This is a genomic window from Hufsiella arboris (assembly GCF_009834875.1).
Taxonomy (GTDB): Bacteria; Bacteroidota; Bacteroidia; order Sphingobacteriales; family Sphingobacteriaceae; genus Hufsiella_A; species Hufsiella_A arboris.
This window is the reverse complement of the sequence record NZ_WVHT01000002.1, coordinates 479,046-498,831: the sequence shown is the minus strand read 5'-3', so window position 1 is coordinate 498,831 and position 19,786 is coordinate 479,046. Positions and strand designations below refer to the sequence as shown.

The window sequence follows — 19,786 nt, the reverse complement described above, 5'->3', positions numbered from 1 at the left end:
GTTAGGTGGTTAGAATTAAATTCAATTTACACATAGGTTGGCCGTCTTGCAAGAAACTATTACTAAAAGCCAGCATCAGCCTATATAAAGCATGAATTTGCAAGAATTACAGGTGGATAGTTTACTTTCTTAGGGTACTAAGCAAGTTCATACTTATTGATGCTACCTACTTACGCAAATTACGGTCGTTCGTTGATTTACTGGATTCGAAGTTTATTTTTCACGAACTTCATGCGGTGAACAACACTATCGTCAGACACCTGATTTTTTGGCTGGCATACAGCATACAGGGAACCTTACTCGAGTACGCCTGGATACATTCCTTATTCGGCGATGTAAAGACGATGAACGTAGTATTTACGGCCATCCTATTCAATTTTTCGCTTCTTCCGGCTAAGATCATTTTCACATACCTCCTACTTGATTTGTTTTTGCCACAACTTCTGATAAAACGCTGGAAGCTTTCGATCGTCATTACCGAAATCGTAGGTAGTCTTATCCTGTCGATCATAGCGCATCGGTTAGCGGGGAATTATTATATAGCGCCAACTCTTTATCCTGAAAAACCTGTTTTATTTTCAGATGTATTCGATTTCTCAAGAATGTTCGTTTCCTTGTTGGATATAGGATACGTTGCCGGGATAGCCCTGGCTCTGCGACTTTTCCGGATGCAGATTAGTCATCTGCGAAACGAAAAGGATCTCGTTCGCGAAAAGCTTGAAACGGAATTGAAGTTTCTGAAGAACCAGATCAATCCGCATTTTCTTTTCAATACGCTAAATAACATCTACGGACTTGCAAGAAAAAAATCCGATAAAGCACCGGAAGTTGTGATGAGGCTGTCGAAATTGCTTCGATTTATGCTCTACGAATCTGATCGCAGGACGATGCCAATCTCCGACGAGATCAGGGTACTGGAAGATTACGTTCAACTGGAAAAAATCAGGTTTAATGATCGCCTGAATCTTTCATTCAAACAGAATATCGATGATTTCGACCAGGTTATCACGCCGCTTATTTTACTTCCGTTCATCGAAAATGCCTTTAAGCACGGAATATGCGAAACGACAGAATCTACCCAAATCAGCATTGACATCTCTGTTAAAAACGGGCATCTGAATTTTCTGATTCAAAACTCACACGATAAGGAACAAACACAGGTGCATGAAAAGATTGGTCTAAGCAACGTGCGCCGCCAACTCGAACTGATGTACAGGGAATTTTCGCTTAACATCGAAAACCTTGCCGGAACTTTTAATGTCAATCTTTGGATCAACCTGAACAGCCATGCAGCAATATAATTGCATTATCATTGAAGATGAGCCGCTTGCCGCCGAAATACTGGAGGACTATGTGGCTGATGTGCCCTTTCTGAAACTGATCAAATCTTACCCTGACGCCCTGCGTGCACTCGAAAGCCTGCGCGACAATCATATTGACTTGATTTTCCTGGACATCAACCTACCGCGTTTAAAGGGGCTTGACTTTATTCGTACTTTAAAGGAGCCGCCGCACATTATTTTAACAACTGCTTATCACGAATATGCGCTGGAGGGTTATGAATTGAACATTGTGGATTATCTTCTCAAACCCATCGAATTCAGCCGCTTTCTCAAAGCTGTCAACAAACTAAAGGCAATGACGTCTGAAATGCAGGCTGGTCAACCCGCGGCAATAAGCACAAGCCGTGATCACATGTTTATAAATACAAATAAAATGCGGGTTAAGGTGTTTTTCGATGAGATCTTATACATCGAGAGCCTGAAGGAATATGTTAAAATTGTAACGCCGGACAAGTCGCTAATCACCCGTTTTCAGTTAGGAATGATCGAAGAGCAGCTTCCCAAGGAAGATTTCTTGCGGATACATCGCTCCTTCATTGTTTCGAAGGCAAAGATTGACGCTTACAGTAGTTCAATCATTGAAACGGGTGGCAGACAAATCCCGATCGGAAGAAATTATAAGGAACTTACCATTAATTCCCTGGAGAACAACGGATAATTACTCCGAAATCGAAAATTCTTCCAGTTTGCGATAAAGTGTGGTTAAACCGATCCCAAGCAATCTTGCCGCCTCTGTTTTGTTCCCCTTGGTGTGCTGTAAAACTTTGCGGATATGCTTCATTTCTACCGTTGCAAGATCAAGAGACGAGTTATTTTCTGTTACAGCGCTATAAAAGTCAAACGGAAAAAGATCTGCAGTCAGGATTGAGCCATCGCATAAAATAACGGAACGCTCTATGATATTTTTCAGTTCCCTGATATTTCCTTTCCATTGATGATTAGCGAGCATTTTGACGAAAGCCGCTTCCATGCCCTCTATTCGTGTGTTGATCTTCAATGCGAATCCTTTAAGGAAGTGTTCTGCCAGCAACAGTATATCCTCTTTGCGTTCGCGAAGTGATGGCAATTTGATTTCAAAAACTGAAAGCCTGTAAAATAAATCTGGCCTAAAACCGCCATTTTCAATTTCTTTTTCAAGATTCCGGTTAGTTGCGGTGATCACACGGACATCCGCTTTTTGTGTTTTGGTATCACCAACCTTTAAATAATCTCCGTTTTCAAGCACACGAAGAAGTTTCGCCTGCAGGTCGATATTCATTTCGCCTATCTCGTCCAGAAATAAGGTGCCGCCCTGCGCTTCTTCAATCAGACCTTTTTTATCTTTCAAAGCGCCAGTAAAAGCTCCGGCTTTATGACCGAAAAGTTCACTTTCGAGAATATCTTTCGAAAAAGCGCTGCAGTTCAGCGCAACGAATGACCTGTCTTTCCGGGAGCTTTCATAATGGATCGATTGCGCAAAAACCTCTTTTCCGGTACCTGTTTCACCTGTCAGCAAAACCGTCGTATCAGTTTTGGCTACTTTCCTTGCAAGATCGACAGCAGAGAGGATGGCTTTCGATTTGCCTATTATACTGCTAAAGCCGTATTTTTTAGCTATTTTATTTTCCAGCTGTATGACTTTTTGTTGCAACAAAGCTTTATCCATCGCTTTACTGACCAGCGGAATTACTTTGTCGTTATCGTCACCTTTGGTTATGTAATCGAAAGCGCCGTTTTTTATAGCTTTTACACCATCGGCGATAGTACCGTAAGCTGTTAGCACGATGATTTCAATAGCCGGGTATTTACTTTTTACCTGGCTGACAAAGTCGACTCCATTGCCATCAGGAAGTTTTACATCGCTAAGGACTAACAGCGGCTCTTCGCGTTCAATTATTTTTAACGCTTCTTTTAAGTTGTGTGCCTGAAGGATTGAATAGCCTTCAAGCTGAAGGATCCGTGCCAGGAGCTGGCGCAGTTTCTCTTCGTCGTCGATTATTAATATCGAATTTTGCATGATTATCCGGCGTTACAGCAATTCGGTTGCCAGATTTGCAAGTTCACTCCGTTCACCCTTTTGCAGGGTGATGTGCGCGTAAAGCGGATGATCTTTAGCCTTATCGATTAAGTAAGATAATCCGTTACTTTCGGCATCGAGATATGGCGTGTCAATTTGGTAAATATCGCCAGTAAACACAATTTTAGTATTCTCGCCGGCCCTTGAAATGATCGTTTTAACCTCATGTGGCGTGAGATTTTGCGCCTCATCAATAATGAAGAAAATTTTTGTCAGTGTTCTGCCGCGAATAAATGCCAGCGGTGAAATGGCAATCTTTTCGCTGGTTACCAATTCATCGATCTTTGCCTGTGCTTTTACATCTTCTGAGAATTGCTCTTTGATAAACCGAAGGTTATCCCAGATCGGCGCCATGTACGGATCAATTTTCGACTTTACATCACCCGGCAGGAAACCGATATCTTTATTACTTAACGGAATAATCGGCCGCGTAACGTAAATCTGCCGGAACGATTTTCTTTGTTCGAGGGCGCTTGCAAGCGCCAGCAGCGTTTTTCCGGTACCGGCGTTGCCTTGTATCGTTACCAGTTTAATATCCGGATTCATTAACGCGTGAATAGCACAGGCTTGCTCATCGTTACGGGGATCGATTCCGTATACATCAATTTCAGGTACATATTCAACAGTTTCACTACCTGAGCGATGAAAAGCACAAACAGTCTTTTTTTTGTTCTGCAAAATAAAGAAATGGTTGTTCCGTTTCGGTGGGTCTTGTTTCAGTTCCTTTATCGGGATCACGCCGGCTTTGATCAGCTGATTAACCGTTTTATCAGAAACACCCTCCAGTGTCGTCTTTCCAGTGTAAAGTTTTTCAACGTCTTTAATTTTGCCTGTTTCGTAATCCTCAGCATATAAATTCAATGCTTTTGCTTTTAGCCGAAGGACAATATCTTTAGAAACAAGCACAACTTTTTTGTCAGGATTTTCGTGCTGCATGTGCAATGCGGCATTCAGTATGCGGTGGTCGAATTTGGCGTCGCCAAAAATTTCTTCTGCGTCCTGGTTGGAAACCTTAAAGTCCATCACCACTTTAAAATTACCATGCGAGCGGCCGTTTAAGGGGATCCAGTTATTTAATACATTATTTTGAGAGATATCTTCGATAAGACGTATAAAACTACGGGCTTCAAAGTTGCGGGTTTCGTTTCCTTTTTTAAAGTTATCGAGTTCTTCCAGAACTTGTATCGGTATAACCACATCATGTTCCTGGAAATTTCGTACGGCATTATGGTCATATAAAATAACGGAGGTATCGAGCACGAAGATTTTACGGGCATCGGGGGCAGATTGGTTTCGCATGATATAAAATTAAAGATTTCGGCCCTAAAATTTTATAAAAAACAAAACGGGAATCTTCCTCTTTCGATTCAGATCCCCGTTTCAACTTTTAAAAAATCGTAACTCTTTAAAAGTTAAACAAAAACATGAAGTTTTTCAACTGATTCGTAGTGTCCGTTCTCTCAAACAGGGTAACCCGTAATCTTCATCCTCAAAAAGCCTTTTTTCCATAGAATCTGTGCTTAATCGGATAATGCCTGTCTTTATGTGATCCCATCTTACAGCTTCCGATAAAATCTTCAACTCTTTCCGGGTTTTAAAAGTTCCGAAACTGGTAAGTCTTGCGACTTGTAGTCTCTTTTGGTCTTTCTCTCAGGCTGTCAATGAACTTCGTTCTTGAATAACACTAAGATAGGGCTTTAAAAAAAATTGTCAAGTGAATTTTGAAATTTCTTATAAACATGTTCTTAACAGTTATCCACAGTTTTATCCACAATGAATGTTCATCGGTTTCCTACGCTCTTCAATGGTGGAAGTTTGCGTTTATCAGGTGGAAGAGCCATAAATTCTTTATAACTATCATTCAGATATACCGCCAGATTAAAGCCGGACTGTGTATAAGTCTTTATAGACGGCTTATACAAATCAATAAAATCTCGCAGGTCGGCCTCCCGAAGCGGTACATAATTTCCAACATTTTTTTCTGAAAACACACTATCGATCTCGCTGTAAAGGCTAAATTCTCTTTCAATTTTACGCCGTTTAGCAGCTGCCTTATTTTCACCATAGCCCACATGAACAACGACACCGCCAATGTCTTGCTTATTGCCTGATGCAGGATAATATTTCTTGTCAATCTGATTAGTAATGGTTTGCCCGTGGAATTCCCGGTCTATCATGTCACCCAAATTGGTTTTAACTCCTTTCACAGTAACTTCTTTCAGCATGTTCTGTTTTGAGACCAAATAGATAGTAATGGGCTTTTGAGACGTGATCAACAAAGTGTCAGTTTGATAGACAAATGATTTTAGAACCAATAAATCTCCATTTTTTGCGGTAATGGAAAAATTTCCGACTGAATCACTTTTCGTCAATTCAAAGTTTTTCTGGTTGATGACGGTTACGTCGGGAATAGGTTTATCTGTTAACAGGTCACGGATTGAACCTTTGATTTTTTGCTGAGCAAGCGAGGTTTGACCGATTAAAAGAATTATAAGGAACAGGAGATGCTTTTTGAGATTAATCACTTTTAAAATTACCATTGATAATCAAAACAATCAATCAATTTAACAAAAAACATTTGTGAATTTCGTCGCTTAATAATTTCAGAAAAAAGAAATAGCTGCCATCCATCCTATCCAGCCGCTAACCTTACTGTTATTCGTTGCAAAATGATGATCACGGGCGTTTACAAAAGAGTAGCCGGAAACCGGATCGGTTTGATCCGAATAATAAATATTTAATGCCGGTCCCGCACTGACCGAAAAGTATTTAGAAAAACTGTAATGAAATCCAAGGTCCAGCCGGTTTAAAAGGTTGAGATAATCCCAACTGCCCTGGTATAAATATCGGCTGCTCAGCTCCGGATTCATTCCAAAACGATTTGTGAAAAGCAATGAAGTTCCCAAGCCTGCACCAAAAGAATACAGTTTTTGATTGCCAAGATTAGTTCCCGCCTGCCAGATCGTGTAAAGTGCATTGCTTCCACTTTTAAACTGGATGTTTGCCGGCTGAGTCTCATTGGATGATAGTGCGATTTTATGGTATCCGTTTTTGACGATATTTACCAATCCGAGACTCATGCCAGACGAGCTATCAGAAACATTAATAAGGCCGATCTGAAAACCCTGATTATACTTTGCGAAATTCAACAGGCCGATCTGCATGCCACGAAGCTTGCTCTTTGTAAAATTAAACAAACCGCCAATTTGCATTCCTGAGACACTTGCAGCAACATGATTGTAAAGGCCCGCTATCTGTATTCCTGACGTTTCATCCTTCACTTTGTTCATGATGCCGCCAACCTGTACGCCATTATAATTTTTCCTGACGTTATTAAATATCCCGGCGACCTGTACGCCGCTTACTCTACCCAGATCATTATTGAAGATTCCTCCAACCTGAACGCCGGTGATAGAACCCCCGGCGATGTTGAACAAGCCGCCAACCTGCACATAGCGAACATCGCCCCGGTTAAGATTGAACAATCCCCCCACTTCCACCATGTCTACGCCTGCATTGTACCCGCCCAATATATTCAGCGAGATATTATTGACAACCTGTCCGCTGAATTTTCCATGCGTGCTGAGTCCCGGATATAAAGATATCTGAAAGGGGCGCTCCGCTATAAAATCGCCGATATTTAAAGCCTGTAATTTCTGCGCTGAGCTTAATAAAAAACGTCCGAAAGAGGTATTTTCAAGATCACTGAAATTGGGTGAATACCTGTAGCGGTTATTGTGTCCGTTTACTGCAATATCCGAGAGAAAAACAATCGTCGTATCGCGATAGAACTCTTTACTGATAGTAATAGCCAGAGGCTGATTATTGTTATTATGAAGCTTAATTTGAAAATGTCCTTGTTCATCAGTAATTGCCGACTGTAACTGGTTACGCTCATACACGCTGGCATTCGGAAGTCTGTTTCCACTTCGTTTATCATGAATAAAACCGCTGATCAGGTAATTCTTATCCTCGTTCTCGGCCCGCTCCGTAATTAATACCAGTTCAGAAGGAGAATATTTCAGGATGATATGATCTTTGGCTTCACGGTACTGATATTTGTTGTTCAGCAGTTTATCCAGCACTTCTTTAACCGTTTCGTTATTGGCCTCTATGGTAACTACGCTGTCTTTTGGAAGATTATCGCTGTTATAGGAGAAATTGAATCCACCTTTTCCTTCAATCATCTGAAGCACATCATCTATCCTTTGTCCATGAGCGGCAATCGACATATTACGGCTTAACAGGGATTGCGCTTTAACACAAGGCACAAAAATTACAGCGAAGAAGCACAGGTTCAACGCGATATACATTTTGAACATACAATTTTAATATAAGCTGATTTGCTTTCCGTTGTTACGGACCTTTACATCAAGGGTTTTTGAAACGACGTCTAATATGTCGTTCAATGATTGTTGTTTGAAAGTTGTCGTAATGGGCAGGCTGCGAATTTTGGAATTAGCGATAACGATATCTGATCCGTAAATCTTGTTTAAAGTTTCCACGAGCTCCGATAAAGGAGTTTGTTCGCAAACCAGTTCCTTAGTGATATAATAGTTATACAATTTCCCTTTTGAAGCTTCTTTAACAGCGGACGAACTTTCGGTTCGTATCGTAACCTTTTCACCCGGATGAAGCTCAATGCTGCTTTGAGGGTTGTTAACACGAACAACCCCTGTTTCTACGTTAACTTCTGTTTTTCCGGCATTGCTTTTAACATTAAATGAGGTGCCTACCACCCTTACGGTTACCTGTCCACAGCGAATCAGAAATGGCTTGGATTTATCTGGCTGAACGTTAAAAAACGCCTCTCCGGCTAACGTTATATTTCGCTGTTCGCCACTAAATCGAGCCGGAAATACTATTGTTGAGTGCGCATTTAGCGTAACCACAGAACCATCAGGAAGTATTTCTGTACGAATTGAGTTTTGTGTTTTGTAGGTTAACAGATTAGTGGGAAGATAAAACTGCCTGTAAAAGATCAGGCCGCAAATCCCAGCTACAATGATTGCTGCCGCCACCTGCAACCATCTTAAATTGAGATTTTTTTTATTTTGTCCGGGTGCAGAACCGGATGTTTTGATTCTTTTTTGCAGCCGGTTCCATGCGGCATTCTCATCAGCCTGTAATCCTGATATTACCTCGCTGCTTTCATCCCATATTTGTTTGATATGAATGTACCGCTGCCGGTTCTCATCGCTTTCATTAATCCATTTTTCAGTCAGCGCACGATCCTGATCTCCGGCTTCACCGATAATGTATTTAATCAGCAGATCGTCGTTTACATGTTTATTACCGGTATTCATTTGACCTGATTTAAAATTAATGCAAAAATGATTATCAAGAATTCAGCAAGCTTGACACGGAGAATTTTCAATGCCTTACCCATTTGATTTTCAACTGTCTTAACCGAAATGCCTAATTCCTCAGCTATCTGGCGGTATTTAAGCTGGTCAAACCGGCTTAATTGAAATATAGTCCTGCATTGCTGCGGCAAAGCCAGCAATGCTTGCTGCAGGCTGTGCTGCAATTCCGAAACCGTTACTTTTTCCGATGCGACCCCAGAGGCGCTAAGATTTTCGGATTCATAACTTATGTGAATGCTTTTCCGAATCTTTTGCCTCTTAAGCTGATTGAGACTCTCGTTATGTACCGATCGAAATAAATATGCTTTTAACGAACTATCGAGCGCGAGTTCTTCATTCTTTTCCCAAATCCGAAAAAATACATTTTGTACGATTTCTTCTGCCGATTCATTATCCTTTACGAACGAAAAAGCATAAGCGTGAAGGCTCTTGAAGTTTTCCCTGAAAAGTTTTTCAAAAGCCTTTTCAGTTTCACCGGTCCGGATGTCAACGGTTTCTCGTTCGCTGTATGCCATTTCGCAATTCAGATAATCTTCATTAAAGATAAGTGCTTTTATCATGGCATGGATTCTTTAAGCAGTGATTCGGCATGGGCAGATTGTATGTGAGTATTTTTGCTTACAATTTTCTTCATCCTCCGTTTCATGATGATGTCTTTAATTTCTGCCGGCAGCAGGCTATCCAGAAGTACCAGCAACTGGTTTAAGCGGCCGGGTACAATTTCTTTTTTTCCGGCAAACATGCCTTTTATTGCAATACGGGCAACGGCTTCCGGTTCGAGAATGCTGGCTCTTGATAAACCTTTTAGCGAATTATGAAGCACCAACAATTCCGGCTTGGTGTTAATCCCGCCGGGACTTAACAAACTAACGCTAACATTGGTATCGCATAATTCCAGCCTCAGGCAGTTTGTAAAATAACGTACAAACGACTTTGTAGCGCCGTAAACCTGTTTTTGTGGCATGATAAATCGACCACCCAGACTGCCCACGTTAAGAATATAACATGGCGAATTATCTTTTACCTGCTCCAGAAAAAGTCGTGTTAATAGTACCGGCACCATCGCGTTTAACTGGATTTGCGATTTGTAGAAAGCTAAACTCTTATCCAGGAACAGAGCAAAATTACCTACGCCTGCATTGTTAATTAAAATATCAACGCGTATTCCAGCTTCTTTCAGCTCATTAAAAATCGATTCGTAATTCTCAAACCGGCAAAGATCGGTTTCAATTTTGTGAACATTTACGTGATAGTTTTTCTTGATAAAGTCACACAGCTGGGGAAGTCCGCTTTCTGGTAATGAGACGAGTACCAGGTTAACCCCGTAGTTTGCAAGTTCGAAGGCAATACATTTTCCCAAACCCTCACTGGCTCCGGTTACAATCGCAGTTAAATGATGCATTTCCTGATATAATTTACGGTCCGCTCCATACCTTCTTCAAAAGGCGTTATTTTATAAGTTAATTGTTCAATAGCCTTCTGACTGGTATATTTCTGATTGTATTTTAACCTGTCGGCAAACTCCGGAAGAAAAACCGGCGGCAGGCCCGTAAGAGTCGTCTTAAGCCACTCAACATAACTGTAAAACTTAATAACAGGCTGCGGCAGGTGGTACAAGCGCTTCTTTTTGCCGGATACACGCTGCACTACATCAAAAAAAGAGTTGAAGCTGATATCTTCACCGCCCAATATGTAACGCTGTCCGATCTTTCCCTGCTTCATTGCAGCGATATGGCCGTTAACAACGTCGTCGAGGTAAGCGTAATTAGCAATCTGCTCGCCGTTTCCGGGGATAATCCGCCAGGTTCCTTTTAGATAACCTGTAACCATTTTGCTCACGGTATTACTGTCTGTAACAGGTCCTTCCCCGTATACCCTTGAAGGATTTACAGTGACAACCGGAAAACCTCTTTTCGCAAAATTGTTTACTTCCAGCTCAGCCAGGTATTTTGTCCGCTCGTAATCGATGGGGAAACCGGTAATTCTTGGATCGTTCTCACTCAACGGTTCATTTATCGTGGGTCCGATAACTCCACAGCTAGAAGTATAAACCATTTTCTCGATGCCAGAAAGTTCGGCGACTTCCAAAACATTGCGAGTTCCCGAAACATTAACCCTATGAAATTCAGACTTATCATGAGTCCACATTTTTGCCATAGCCGCAGTATGATACACTTGTGTGCAATCTTTTATCGCATTGAGCAGGCTTTGTTTATCAAGAATATCGCCTTTAAACGGCTTAACATTATGGTGTTCAGCTAAATATGGGTGAAAAGGATCGCGGCATAACGCGTGCACTTCATTCCCTTGCTTTGCAAGTTTAATGGCTAAGCGCTGCCCTATAAATCCTGTGGCGCCTGTTACTAAAATTTTCATATCAGGTGAGTTGAACTTGAATGGTATAAAGCGTATGGTGTATATCTATTTTACTGCATATTCCGTTGGTGTAGGTGTAATCATTGTAATTCCCGTCAGGCAGATCGATCCTGTAGCAATGTGTTTTAACCTTCCTGATGTTCAGGAACTTTTGGAAGTTATCTGAATAAACCTTTGTCGTTAACCCTGGTTCATTCACATAAAGCATAATAAGATTTGTATCGATGTTTGGAGTACTCATGATACCAGATCTCCCTTCCGCTATTGTTTTATAGTTATTTCCCGACGCAATGGTTTGCCGGTTTGCTTTTTCGTCGCCGTTTACTTTTCTGCAAAGACGCGAGTTTATTAGTTTCCCGTATTTATAAAACGATTCTTCCTCTAACTGGACGTGGATGCCTACAATAAGACGCATTTTCACATCCGAATGTATACGAAGATACAGGTTTTCGCCTGATCTTTTTTGGTAAAGCTGCATGCTTCCAACAACCTTTCCATTGTGTAACACACTGTAATTCAATGTCTGTTCATTCGCACAAACGCTTGCCGAGGCGGCAATGAAAAGGATTGCTATCAGTACTGGTTTTATGGAAGTTTTCAGTTGAGTAAAAGTCTCCGCTATAAAATTCCGATCTACTTTTTTATCGGAGAGATAACGTCGGAGGATACAAAATAACATTGCCGGTATCATAAGTAAACATTTAAATTGCTTGTTTACAGATAATACAATAAACTTGCACTACACCCCTACGCCGCGTTAAAAAAAAATACGAAAACTGGATAAATGAAAAATCAATGCATGAGCAAGCCCAGGAAACCATTATATAGTCCAGATCTGTTTGCCTTATAATAGCAGCTTACTCGCAAGTCCGAGGATTAGTAGAAAGCCAAAGACGTCGGTAAAGGTCGTTATGATGATAGAAGATGCAATTGCAGGGTCGATCCCAACTCTTTTTAGCAACAGCGGAATGGTTGAACCGGCTATTCCGGCGATAAACAAATTTCCTGTCATAGCCAGAAAAACCACCAGTCCAAGCATGGGATTGGAGTTATAAAATATCGCCACCAGGAAAACGATAAAACCATTGGCCGCCCCATTGATTACCCCCACGGTTATCTCTTTTAAAATGGTTTGATAAGCCTGCCTGTCACTCAAGTCATTTAAAGAAATACGCCGGACGGTTACCGCCAAAGCCTGAGTAGCCGCGTTTCCACCCATTCCTGCGATGATTGTCATATAACCAGATAAAACAACAAGCCGCTCAATGGTGCTTTTAAAGTTCCAGGTTACAGAAGCCGCCAGAAATGCTGTTGCGAGATTGATAACCAACCATGGTAAACGGCTTTTTACTGCCTCTTTCCAGTTACCAGAAAGCTCTTCATCTTCGGATACACCGGAAATCTTAAGGATATCCTCCGTGTTCTCTGCTTCCATTACGTCGATTACATCATCAAATGTAATCCGGCCAAGTAAGTGCATCTCATCGTCTACAACCGGGATAGTAGTTAAATTATACTGGGAAATAAGCCTGGCAACTTCTTCCTGATCCGTTTGCGCCTTAACATATACAAATTCGTGGTTTACCAGCTCACTGATGTGTATCGTATATTTTGCCTTAATGATGTCTTTGAGCGATACAATTCCCTGAAGCTGATTATTATCGTTAACGACATTGATCGTATAAAATTCTTCAATCTCTTCAGACTGCCGGATAATTTCATCGATAGCCTGCATTTTTGTGAGCCCCAGGTTTACCTTGATAACCTCGGTGTTCATGATACCGCCGGCTGTATCTTCCGGGAAAGTTAACAGGTTACGGATCTGCGTGGCATCCTCTTCATCCATCTCGCCAAGCAGCTCTTCCTTTTTATGTTCGGGTAACTGGCTGATGATGTCAGTAGCATCGTCATAATCCAGCTCCTCCAGGATCTCTGAACGCTTTTCAGGATGCAGGTTTTCCAGGATTTTTTCCGGGTGAATTTCTGCGTCCATCTCCGAAAGCACTTCGGATGCAATCTCGGCGGGAAGAATATGAATGATGCGTTCACGGGACTCCTGCGGGATATTTTCAAACAGGATTGCAATCTCAGAAGCATGATACTCTGATAACAAGGACTTTAAGTTCTCCTCGTCGCCTTCGAGCGCCTGTTTAACGCGCTGCAAATCGGTTTTATCAAGCTCAAATGATTGCATGGCTTGCTAAAATAGAAAAAAATGGTTGAAAGTTAGGTTACTTACCCCGCTGATTAATCACGCAGCCAACCTTTACGCCAGAAGTAAATGATTTGAATTACGGCGATAATAGCCATCACAATCAGCGTATACAAGTAACCGTTTTTCGCGTAGAGCTCCGGCATATTATGAGGCAGGATATGGTGCGTTTTTGGATCCTCGTAAGCAAAATTCATCCCATACACTCCGGCGATGAAGGTCAAAGGAATGAATATAGAAGATATAATGGTAAGCACCTTCATAATCTCGTTCATACGATTACTTATAATCGACAAGTTCATATCAACGAGCGTAGTCGTTACGTCTTTAAAACTTTCGACCAGGTCCACCACATGCATACAATGGTCGTAAGCGTCTTTCAGGAATGTCCGGGTTTCATCTGTTATAAGCCGCGATTCGCTTCGGATCATGTCATTGATCTTATCACGCTCGGGCCAGGCGGTTCGCCGCAAAAGTACCATTACACGTTTTATATCCTGTATCTTATACATGATGTGCTTATTTGGTTTTCGCTGAAGGAGTTCTTCCAATGCGTCCAACTCGTCGCTCATTCGGTAAAGAAGCGTGAAATATTGATCGATAATAACATCCATCAGCGAATACATCATAAAGGAAGGTCCGGCAGTACGGATAATTCCTTTGCCGGCTTTCAAGCGCGCGATAAGGTTTTTACACATATCCTCATGGCCTTCCTGAAAAGAGATCATGATATCTGGCATTACGATAAACGAAACCTGCTGGTTTTCAATCTCAAGATTTTTGTTCACGAAGATCAAACGGCTGATAGCGAATATATAATCATCATACTCATCAAGTTTCGGGCGCTGAGAGATAGTTACAATATCTTCAATCACCAGGTTGTGAATATGAAATTTGTTGCTTATCAGGTCAAGCATTTTGATACTCCCCAATCCGCGAACTTCAATCCATTTTGTTAACGCCTTATGTTTGCGTAGGGAAATTTCGAGCTCCTCCGCAGAGCTAATCTCGTCCTGAAAATAACTTTTTTCGTTGTATGAATGTACCCTGATGATCGGCTTTAAAGCGCCGTCTTCAAGTTCAATGGCGCCGGGTGATGATCCCGGAGCGATGATTGATGTCTGTTTTTTTATAACAAAACGCTTCATTAACGCTTATAAATAGTTTAAAGAATTCGGACCCTGATTAAATAACAGGTCAACGATACTCAAGCCAGGCATAAACCCGTTTCGATCTTCAAAAACCTGAAAGTACGGTTTATGTTTTTCCGCAGAAGCTTTTTTAGGATGGATACTTTCGCGCAGGTCTACGGCAGCGTCGTAGTTTTTTTCATAAGCGATAGTGAAATCGTACGATAACTTAATTTTTAACAGCTTATTGATCAATTCAAATATCCCTAGGTTATAATCAAACAGAAAATTGTGACGGGTAGAATAAAGGCCGGAAAATTCATCTTCATAAAACTCAAAAAAAGCCGATGTTCTGTAACATGTCTGTAAGCTCAACCAATGCTCGCGCTGCCAGTTGAAATCGTAACTGATTTTAACATCTTTAATTTTTGTATGCGATTTGGAACCTTTGATAACCGGTACGATCAAATTTAGCCTGCCATTATGCGACTGAATTACAGCCCGGTTACGATAAGTCTGCTTCGGAAAATTTTCACAGGCTTCAATAGATAAGTTGTTTTTATACTGGATCAGTTTTGTGTAATAACTAACAGGAGGTAAATAAAATAGCGGTACAATTGCGGCATTCTCCATTGTAACTTATAAGTTTGTGCTTTCAATCGCGAAAGTAACCATTAAATCGATTACACCCAATTGGCACATAGCGGGTAAACGTTAACAAACCGGATGAAAAAAGCACTATTCTATTTACAGGCACTCATGCTTTACTTAATAGCGCTGCTTCCCTTTCCGTTATTATACCTGCTTTCAAATTTTTTGTACGTTATTTTATACTATGTAGCACATTACCGCCAGGATGTGGTTAGAGGAAATCTGGCCAATGCATTTCCGGAAAAGACTGACGAAGAACGTTTGCTGATTGAGAAAAACTTCTTTAAATATCTAAGCGATCAAATGCTTGAGACGGCGAAAATGCTAACGCTGTCGAAAAAATCTATAAAAAAACGTTTCCGGATGAATAACCCTGAAGTGCTGCAGGATTATTTTGATCAGCAAAAATCAGTGCTGGCTGTTACCGGTCATTACGCAAACTGGGAATGGGGATCTTTAATTGTTACGGCAACCTATAATTCGCCGACACTTATAGTTTATAAACCACTCAGCGATAAAAGTTTTGAAGTTTTCATGAACCGCATCAGGTCAAAATTCGGAGCGGTAATGGTGCCAATGAAAGGTACACTGCGAAAATTCATCGAGATGAAACAACAAACGTTTTGCGGGGTACTGGTTGGCGATCAAACGCCCGTAGAAAGCGAAACCCAGTATTTCACAGAGTTCCTGAATCAAAAAACGGCGGTCTTTTTAGGCGTCGAAAAAATCGCGAAGCTGACCGGGTATCCTGTTATATTTTGCCACATGAACAGGATAAAGCGTGGTTATTACGAAAATACTTTTATCCACTTAACAGATCATCCCAAAGATACCGCCGACTACGAACTGACTGATCTTCACACAAAAACTTTAGAGGAAATCATTCGCAGAAAGCCGGAACTTTGGTTATGGTCGCATAAACGCTGGAAATTCCAGCCAAAAGAAATTCAGGAAAAACCATCTTTTGCCGGCTAACCTTATCAAGAAACGTTTTATTATGAGTGAATTCCCAAAAGTTGCCGTTGTAATCCTTAACTGGAATGGAAAACTGCTTCTTGAAAAATATCTGTCCTCCGTATACAATTCTACTTATCAAAATCTCGAAATATATGTTGGTGATAACGCGTCAACAGATGATTCATTAGAATTTGTGAAGGAGAATTTTCCAGGAATTAAAATTCTTGTTAACGATAAAAACTACGGCTACGCCGGCGGTTATAACCATATTCTCGAACATATCGAATCGGACTATTTCGTCCTTTTAAACTCGGATGTTGAAGTAACTCCCGGATGGATAGAACCAGTTATCAAAGTGATGGTAACGGACCCGTCAATTGCAGCCGCGCAACCTAAAATAAAGGCCTTTCATGAAAAAGGATCATTTGAATATGCGGGTGCGGCCGGAGGTTATATCGACCGGTATGGCTATCCTTTCTGCCGCGGAAGGATATTTGATTATGTAGAAAAAGACGACGGCCAGTATGATGATGACCGTGAGATATTCTGGGCTTCGGGGGCGGCATTTTTCATCAGGAAAAGCTGCTGGAAGGAAGTCAAAGGCTTCGATGAAGTGTTTTTTTCGCACATGGAGGAAATTGACATCTGCTGGAGGCTAAAAAACCTGGGCTATAAAATCATGTACTGTGCGCAGTCAACGGTTTACCATGTTGGCGCAGGAACATTAAATACGGGAAGTCCGTTCAAAACATATCTTAACTTCAGAAACAGCCTGATGATGCTAAAGAAGAATCTTCCACCTTTCAAGGCGACCAGGATTATTATTATCAGGCACTTCCTCGACCTGATAACGATTGGCCGGTTTTTAAGCATTGGTCAGTTTGCAAACGCCCGATCGGTAAGTAAGGCACACTGGTATTTTTTGAGAAATGTGCGCAAGAAAAACATCCCGGTAAAAGGCGGACAGACGCTTACAGGTTTTTACCCGGGAAGCATCGTGTACGACTACTTTGTGAAAGGCATAAAGAAATTCAACCAGTTAACGTTTAAGTAAACCAGTGAAATAAATCGGCTTCGTTTAACGCAGCTTTTTCTTCGGTATTGAGATCTCTGATAATCTTACCTTCCGCTAGTTGAACAACTCGGTTTCCATAATTGTACGCGTCTTTCAAATTATGTGTTACCATAACCGCAGTTAGGTTATTTTCGGAAATAATACGATTAGCGGTTTGCATAACCAAGGCCGCAGACCTGGGATCAAGCGCCGCCGTTGGCTCATCGAGTAACAATATCCTGGTTTCGTCCATGGTACTCATCAGCAATGTAACTGCTTGTCGCTGACCACCTGATAGACTTCCAACGGGTTGATAAACTTTATCTTCCAGCCCCATTCCCAATGTTGAAATCTTCTCCTGAACCAGCTTTTTGAATGAGTCTGTCGCTCCTATCGAAAGTTTTTTTGACTTTGACCTTAGCGCTGCCAGCCGGAAATTATCAAGAATGGTAAGGTCGGGAGCTGTTCCGCTAAGCGGGTTTTGAAACACGCGGGCAATCCAGCGGCTCCTTTGAAAGTCAGGCAGACGGGTAACCTCTGTATTGTCAAAATAAATAGTTCCTGAGGAAGGAAAGAGATTTCCCGAGATTAAATTAAGCAAGGTAGATTTACCCGAACCATTTGCTCCCAAAATGACAACGAACTGCTTTTCGTTTACCTCGAAGTTAATATCAGACAAAGCCTGAACATGATTGGCTTTCCCCTTATTGAAATCCTTGCCTACGCTTGTTAACTTAATCATTTCGTTTAAAAGACAACTGGGTAAGAGCAACGATCAGGAGCACGAACACCGCGGTTACCAGCTTCAGTAAATTAGGATCAACGCCGATACTGAGGGTAAAAGCTAAGACGAGTTGAAAAATAACCGCACCGGAAAAAACAAGTAAGAGGCTTAACCACACCAAGGTAATATGGAAGCGGCGGATGGCGGTATCGCCAATGATGACGGAACCGAGACCTACAATTACAATCCCTATTCCCATGTTAATGTCTGTAAATCCTTGTAATTGCGCCATCAGGAACCCGCTTACAGCTGTTAACGCGTTTGCCATCGCCAAACCGATGATCTTCATGCGATCCGAATTAATGCCCAACGCCCTTATCATCGATTCACTGTTTCCGGTAGCGCGCATAGCCAGTCCAAAATCCGTAATCAAAACATATCCGATGATCAGACCCAAAATAACTATAAAGGCGACAAGTATCGTCAATGAGCCACCGGTAGAAGACGGAATCAGAGAACTTCCGGAAAACAGTCCGATATAGTTTAACGAAGGCAGATTTGAACGGCCCATCAATTTTAAATTGACCGAGTACAAGGCTGTCATCACTAAAATACCGGACAATAAGGCGCTTATTTTCAATTTAGTATGAATGAACCCGGTAATACTTCCCGCAAGCGCACCCGCAAGCAATACAACAGGCAAAATAAAATACCAGGAAATCTCGTGAGAAAGCATTATTGCAGTTACAACCGCTCCCAAAGTATAACTGCCGTCGGTGGTAATATCAGGTATATTAAAAATCTTCATGGAGATGTAAATACCGGCCGCTATTCCGCAAAAACATAAACCCTGAAGTACCGCTGCCAGGTAAAACTCCATTTATTTAACGGCTTCGAAAGTTGAAGGAATATTCAAATGAAAACGACTTGCCGCGTCCGCATTATAAACTCTTTTTCTAACTTTTACCATCTCCGGCTTCAATCCGGATGTACTCCCAGTCTTGAGAAATTTCGCAGCCTGCAAGCCCGACTGATAGCCCCATTGATACATGTCGGCACCATAAGCGGCCACCGCTCCCCGTTTCACTAAACCGGCCTCACTGGTAAAAATGGGAATATTTTTACCATTACAGCTTTTAACGATCGTTTCGAAAGATGCAAAAACAGTATTATCAGGATTGGCAAAAAAAGCATCCGGATTTTTTGAAAGCAAAGACTGGGTAATAAGTTGCGCGTCGGCAGAGGTATTAACAGGCATAGCTTCGACAGTTACGTTTAACCGCGCAGCAAGCTGTTTGATTTTTTCAACAGCATCGGCTGACTGGGGTTCAGACTGATTATAGATCATGCCTACCAGCAATTTGTTTCCCTTGGGTTTAACGAGTTGAGTGATTATAGTAAAAGAGGTGTCGATATAACCGAGATCTTCCATCACGCCGAAAAGATTAGCCGGAGCCTTACCATCTTTATCAAGTACCTTCATACGCTCGGGCGTTGGCGACACCATCATAAACACAGGTATTTTTTTCGTTTTCTGAATGGCTGATAAGGTTGCCAGGGTGGTGCTGCTCGCAATTATATCCACATCCTCGGAAATAAAGTAATTGACAATCTGGCTTAAAGTTGGAATATCTCCCTGGGCATTCCGATAAACCAGTTCAACAGTGTTCTTTTTTTCACTAAACCCATTCTCCGCCAGTGCGTCTGTAAAACCATTTTTAGCCTGGCCTACCGTTTCGTCCTGGAAAGCTTCTATAAATCCAACTTTCGGAACCGCAGATTTTTTTTTCTGACTACATGAGCAAACTAAAAGGACAGCGATATATAAGAAGGACAACTTTTTCATATCTGCGATAAAATAAGGGCTAACAAGCGCTAAAAATAACTATTTACTTATACACACAGCAAATGCACACA

The 19,786-nt window shown here is 41.5% G+C and carries 19 protein-coding genes; 4 read left to right on the top strand and 15 right to left on the bottom strand.

All coding sequences use genetic code 11. From position 1 onward, the window contains the following. Nucleotides 1-236 precede the first annotated feature (236 nt). Nucleotides 237-1,301: a sensor histidine kinase gene (locus GS399_RS21080; protein ID WP_160843676.1), complete on the top strand. Its 1,065-nt coding sequence runs from the start codon at nucleotides 237-239 to the stop codon at nucleotides 1,299-1,301. After that, on the top strand, nucleotides 1,288-2,001 hold the full coding sequence (locus GS399_RS05930) for a LytR/AlgR family response regulator transcription factor (protein WP_160843675.1): 714 nt from the start codon (nucleotides 1,288-1,290) through the stop codon (nucleotides 1,999-2,001). The genes GS399_RS21080 and GS399_RS05930 overlap by 14 nt, the downstream gene beginning before the upstream one ends. On the opposite strand, the gene GS399_RS05925 is transcribed toward GS399_RS05930, so the two are convergent. From GS399_RS05925 to GS399_RS05870, 12 genes are all read right to left on the bottom strand, one after another. Then, entirely contained in the window at nucleotides 2,002-3,339 is a 1,338-nt protein-coding gene (locus GS399_RS05925) for a sigma-54-dependent transcriptional regulator (RefSeq protein ID WP_160843674.1), read from the bottom strand. A 12-nt stretch (nucleotides 3,340-3,351) separates the two neighbouring features. Further along, complete coding sequence (locus GS399_RS05920) at nucleotides 3,352-4,698, bottom strand: PhoH family protein (RefSeq protein WP_160843673.1); 1,347 nt, start codon at nucleotides 4,696-4,698, stop codon at nucleotides 3,352-3,354. A 482-nt stretch (nucleotides 4,699-5,180) separates the two neighbouring features. Further along, nucleotides 5,181-5,939 carry a carboxypeptidase-like regulatory domain-containing protein gene (locus GS399_RS05915; RefSeq protein WP_237487876.1) on the bottom strand — a complete coding sequence of 253 codons (759 nt, stop codon included), beginning with the start codon at nucleotides 5,937-5,939 and terminating at the stop codon, nucleotides 5,181-5,183. 63 nt (nucleotides 5,940-6,002) lie between these two features. After that, the gene (locus GS399_RS05910) at nucleotides 6,003-7,721 is read right to left on the bottom strand and encodes an STN and carboxypeptidase regulatory-like domain-containing protein (RefSeq protein ID WP_160843671.1); all 1,719 of its coding nucleotides are present in this window, start codon (nucleotides 7,719-7,721) and stop codon (nucleotides 6,003-6,005) included. Between the two features lie 6 nt (nucleotides 7,722-7,727). Next, nucleotides 7,728-8,705: a FecR family protein gene (locus tag GS399_RS05905; protein WP_160843670.1), complete on the bottom strand. Its 978-nt coding sequence runs from the start codon at nucleotides 8,703-8,705 to the stop codon at nucleotides 7,728-7,730. Then, the gene (locus tag GS399_RS05900) at nucleotides 8,702-9,325 is read right to left on the bottom strand and encodes an RNA polymerase sigma-70 factor (protein WP_237487875.1); all 624 of its coding nucleotides are present in this window, start codon (nucleotides 9,323-9,325) and stop codon (nucleotides 8,702-8,704) included. Before GS399_RS05900 ends, GS399_RS05905 begins: the two co-directional genes overlap by 4 nt. Further along, a complete protein-coding gene (locus GS399_RS05895) occupies nucleotides 9,322-10,167 on the bottom strand; it encodes an SDR family NAD(P)-dependent oxidoreductase (RefSeq protein ID WP_160843669.1) in 846 nt (281 codons plus the stop codon). The genes GS399_RS05900 and GS399_RS05895 overlap by 4 nt, the downstream gene beginning before the upstream one ends. Then, complete coding sequence (locus GS399_RS05890) at nucleotides 10,155-11,141, bottom strand: NAD-dependent epimerase/dehydratase family protein (RefSeq protein WP_160843668.1); 987 nt, start codon at nucleotides 11,139-11,141, stop codon at nucleotides 10,155-10,157. The genes GS399_RS05895 and GS399_RS05890 overlap by 13 nt, the downstream gene beginning before the upstream one ends. Before the next feature lies 1 nt (nucleotide 11,142). Then, nucleotides 11,143-11,832, bottom strand: coding sequence for a DUF6134 family protein (locus GS399_RS05885; RefSeq protein ID WP_160843667.1), 690 nt, complete (start codon nucleotides 11,830-11,832; stop codon nucleotides 11,143-11,145). A gap of 153 nt (nucleotides 11,833-11,985) precedes the next feature. Then, complete coding sequence (gene mgtE / locus GS399_RS05880; protein ID WP_160843666.1) at nucleotides 11,986-13,335, bottom strand: magnesium transporter; 1,350 nt, start codon at nucleotides 13,333-13,335, stop codon at nucleotides 11,986-11,988. 53 nt (nucleotides 13,336-13,388) lie between these two features. Further along, on the bottom strand, nucleotides 13,389-14,501 hold the full coding sequence (gene corA / locus GS399_RS05875) for a magnesium/cobalt transporter CorA (RefSeq protein ID WP_160843665.1): 1,113 nt from the start codon (nucleotides 14,499-14,501) through the stop codon (nucleotides 13,389-13,391). A gap of 6 nt (nucleotides 14,502-14,507) precedes the next feature. Continuing rightward, nucleotides 14,508-15,116, bottom strand: coding sequence for a WbqC family protein (locus GS399_RS05870; protein WP_160843664.1), 609 nt, complete (start codon nucleotides 15,114-15,116; stop codon nucleotides 14,508-14,510). Nucleotides 15,117-15,209: 93 nt separating this feature from the next. Between GS399_RS05870 and GS399_RS05865 the strand changes: the two genes are divergently transcribed. Further along, the gene (locus GS399_RS05865; protein ID WP_160843663.1) at nucleotides 15,210-16,109 is read left to right on the top strand and encodes a lysophospholipid acyltransferase family protein; all 900 of its coding nucleotides are present in this window, start codon (nucleotides 15,210-15,212) and stop codon (nucleotides 16,107-16,109) included. Between the two features lie 22 nt (nucleotides 16,110-16,131). Beyond that, nucleotides 16,132-17,145, top strand: a complete 1,014-nt coding sequence (locus GS399_RS05860; RefSeq protein WP_160843662.1) for a glycosyltransferase family 2 protein — start codon at nucleotides 16,132-16,134, stop codon at nucleotides 17,143-17,145. Here the strand turns inward: GS399_RS05860 and GS399_RS05855 are convergent. The 3 genes from GS399_RS05855 to GS399_RS05845 are packed head-to-tail and all read right to left on the bottom strand — an operon-like array spanning nucleotide 17,138 to nucleotide 19,715. After that, nucleotides 17,138-17,887, bottom strand: a complete 750-nt coding sequence (locus GS399_RS05855) for an ABC transporter ATP-binding protein (protein ID WP_160843661.1) — start codon at nucleotides 17,885-17,887, stop codon at nucleotides 17,138-17,140. The two genes, GS399_RS05860 and GS399_RS05855, sit on opposite strands and share 8 nt — an antisense overlap. Continuing rightward, on the bottom strand, nucleotides 17,880-18,749 hold the full coding sequence (locus tag GS399_RS05850) for an ABC transporter permease (RefSeq protein WP_160843660.1): 870 nt from the start codon (nucleotides 18,747-18,749) through the stop codon (nucleotides 17,880-17,882). The genes GS399_RS05855 and GS399_RS05850 overlap by 8 nt, the downstream gene beginning before the upstream one ends. After that, nucleotides 18,750-19,715, bottom strand: coding sequence for an ABC transporter substrate-binding protein (locus GS399_RS05845; RefSeq protein WP_160843659.1), 966 nt, complete (start codon nucleotides 19,713-19,715; stop codon nucleotides 18,750-18,752). Nucleotides 19,716-19,786 lie beyond the last annotated feature (71 nt).

Excerpts from the sequence above, each read along its gene's own strand:
- GS399_RS05930 (WP_160843675.1), top strand. The coding sequence starts at position 1,288 with ATGCAGCAATATAATTGCATTATCATTGAAGATGAGCCGCTTGCCGCC.
- GS399_RS05925 (WP_160843674.1), bottom strand. The coding sequence starts at position 3,339 with ATGCAAAATTCGATATTAATAATCGACGACGAAGAGAAACTGCGCCAG.
- GS399_RS05920 (WP_160843673.1), bottom strand. The coding sequence starts at position 4,698 with ATGCGAAACCAATCTGCCCCCGATGCCCGTAAAATCTTCGTGCTCGAT.
- GS399_RS05915 (WP_237487876.1), bottom strand. The coding sequence starts at position 5,939 with ATGGTAATTTTAAAAGTGATTAATCTCAAAAAGCATCTCCTGTTCCTT.
- GS399_RS05910 (WP_160843671.1), bottom strand. The coding sequence starts at position 7,721 with ATGTTCAAAATGTATATCGCGTTGAACCTGTGCTTCTTCGCTGTAATT.
- GS399_RS05905 (WP_160843670.1), bottom strand. The coding sequence starts at position 8,705 with ATGAATACCGGTAATAAACATGTAAACGACGATCTGCTGATTAAATAC.
- GS399_RS05900 (WP_237487875.1), bottom strand. The coding sequence starts at position 9,325 with ATGATAAAAGCACTTATCTTTAATGAAGATTATCTGAATTGCGAAATG.
- GS399_RS05895 (WP_160843669.1), bottom strand. The coding sequence starts at position 10,167 with ATGCATCATTTAACTGCGATTGTAACCGGAGCCAGTGAGGGTTTGGGA.
- GS399_RS05890 (WP_160843668.1), bottom strand. The coding sequence starts at position 11,141 with ATGAAAATTTTAGTAACAGGCGCCACAGGATTTATAGGGCAGCGCTTA.
- GS399_RS05885 (WP_160843667.1), bottom strand. The coding sequence starts at position 11,832 with ATGATACCGGCAATGTTATTTTGTATCCTCCGACGTTATCTCTCCGAT.
- mgtE (WP_160843666.1), bottom strand. The coding sequence starts at position 13,335 with ATGCAATCATTTGAGCTTGATAAAACCGATTTGCAGCGCGTTAAACAG.
- corA (WP_160843665.1), bottom strand. The coding sequence starts at position 14,501 with ATGAAGCGTTTTGTTATAAAAAAACAGACATCAATCATCGCTCCGGGA.
- GS399_RS05870 (WP_160843664.1), bottom strand. The coding sequence starts at position 15,116 with ATGGAGAATGCCGCAATTGTACCGCTATTTTATTTACCTCCTGTTAGT.
- GS399_RS05865 (WP_160843663.1), top strand. The coding sequence starts at position 15,210 with ATGAAAAAAGCACTATTCTATTTACAGGCACTCATGCTTTACTTAATA.
- GS399_RS05860 (WP_160843662.1), top strand. The coding sequence starts at position 16,132 with ATGAGTGAATTCCCAAAAGTTGCCGTTGTAATCCTTAACTGGAATGGA.
- GS399_RS05855 (WP_160843661.1), bottom strand. The coding sequence starts at position 17,887 with ATGATTAAGTTAACAAGCGTAGGCAAGGATTTCAATAAGGGGAAAGCC.
- GS399_RS05850 (WP_160843660.1), bottom strand. The coding sequence starts at position 18,749 with ATGGAGTTTTACCTGGCAGCGGTACTTCAGGGTTTATGTTTTTGCGGA.
- GS399_RS05845 (WP_160843659.1), bottom strand. The coding sequence starts at position 19,715 with ATGAAAAAGTTGTCCTTCTTATATATCGCTGTCCTTTTAGTTTGCTCA.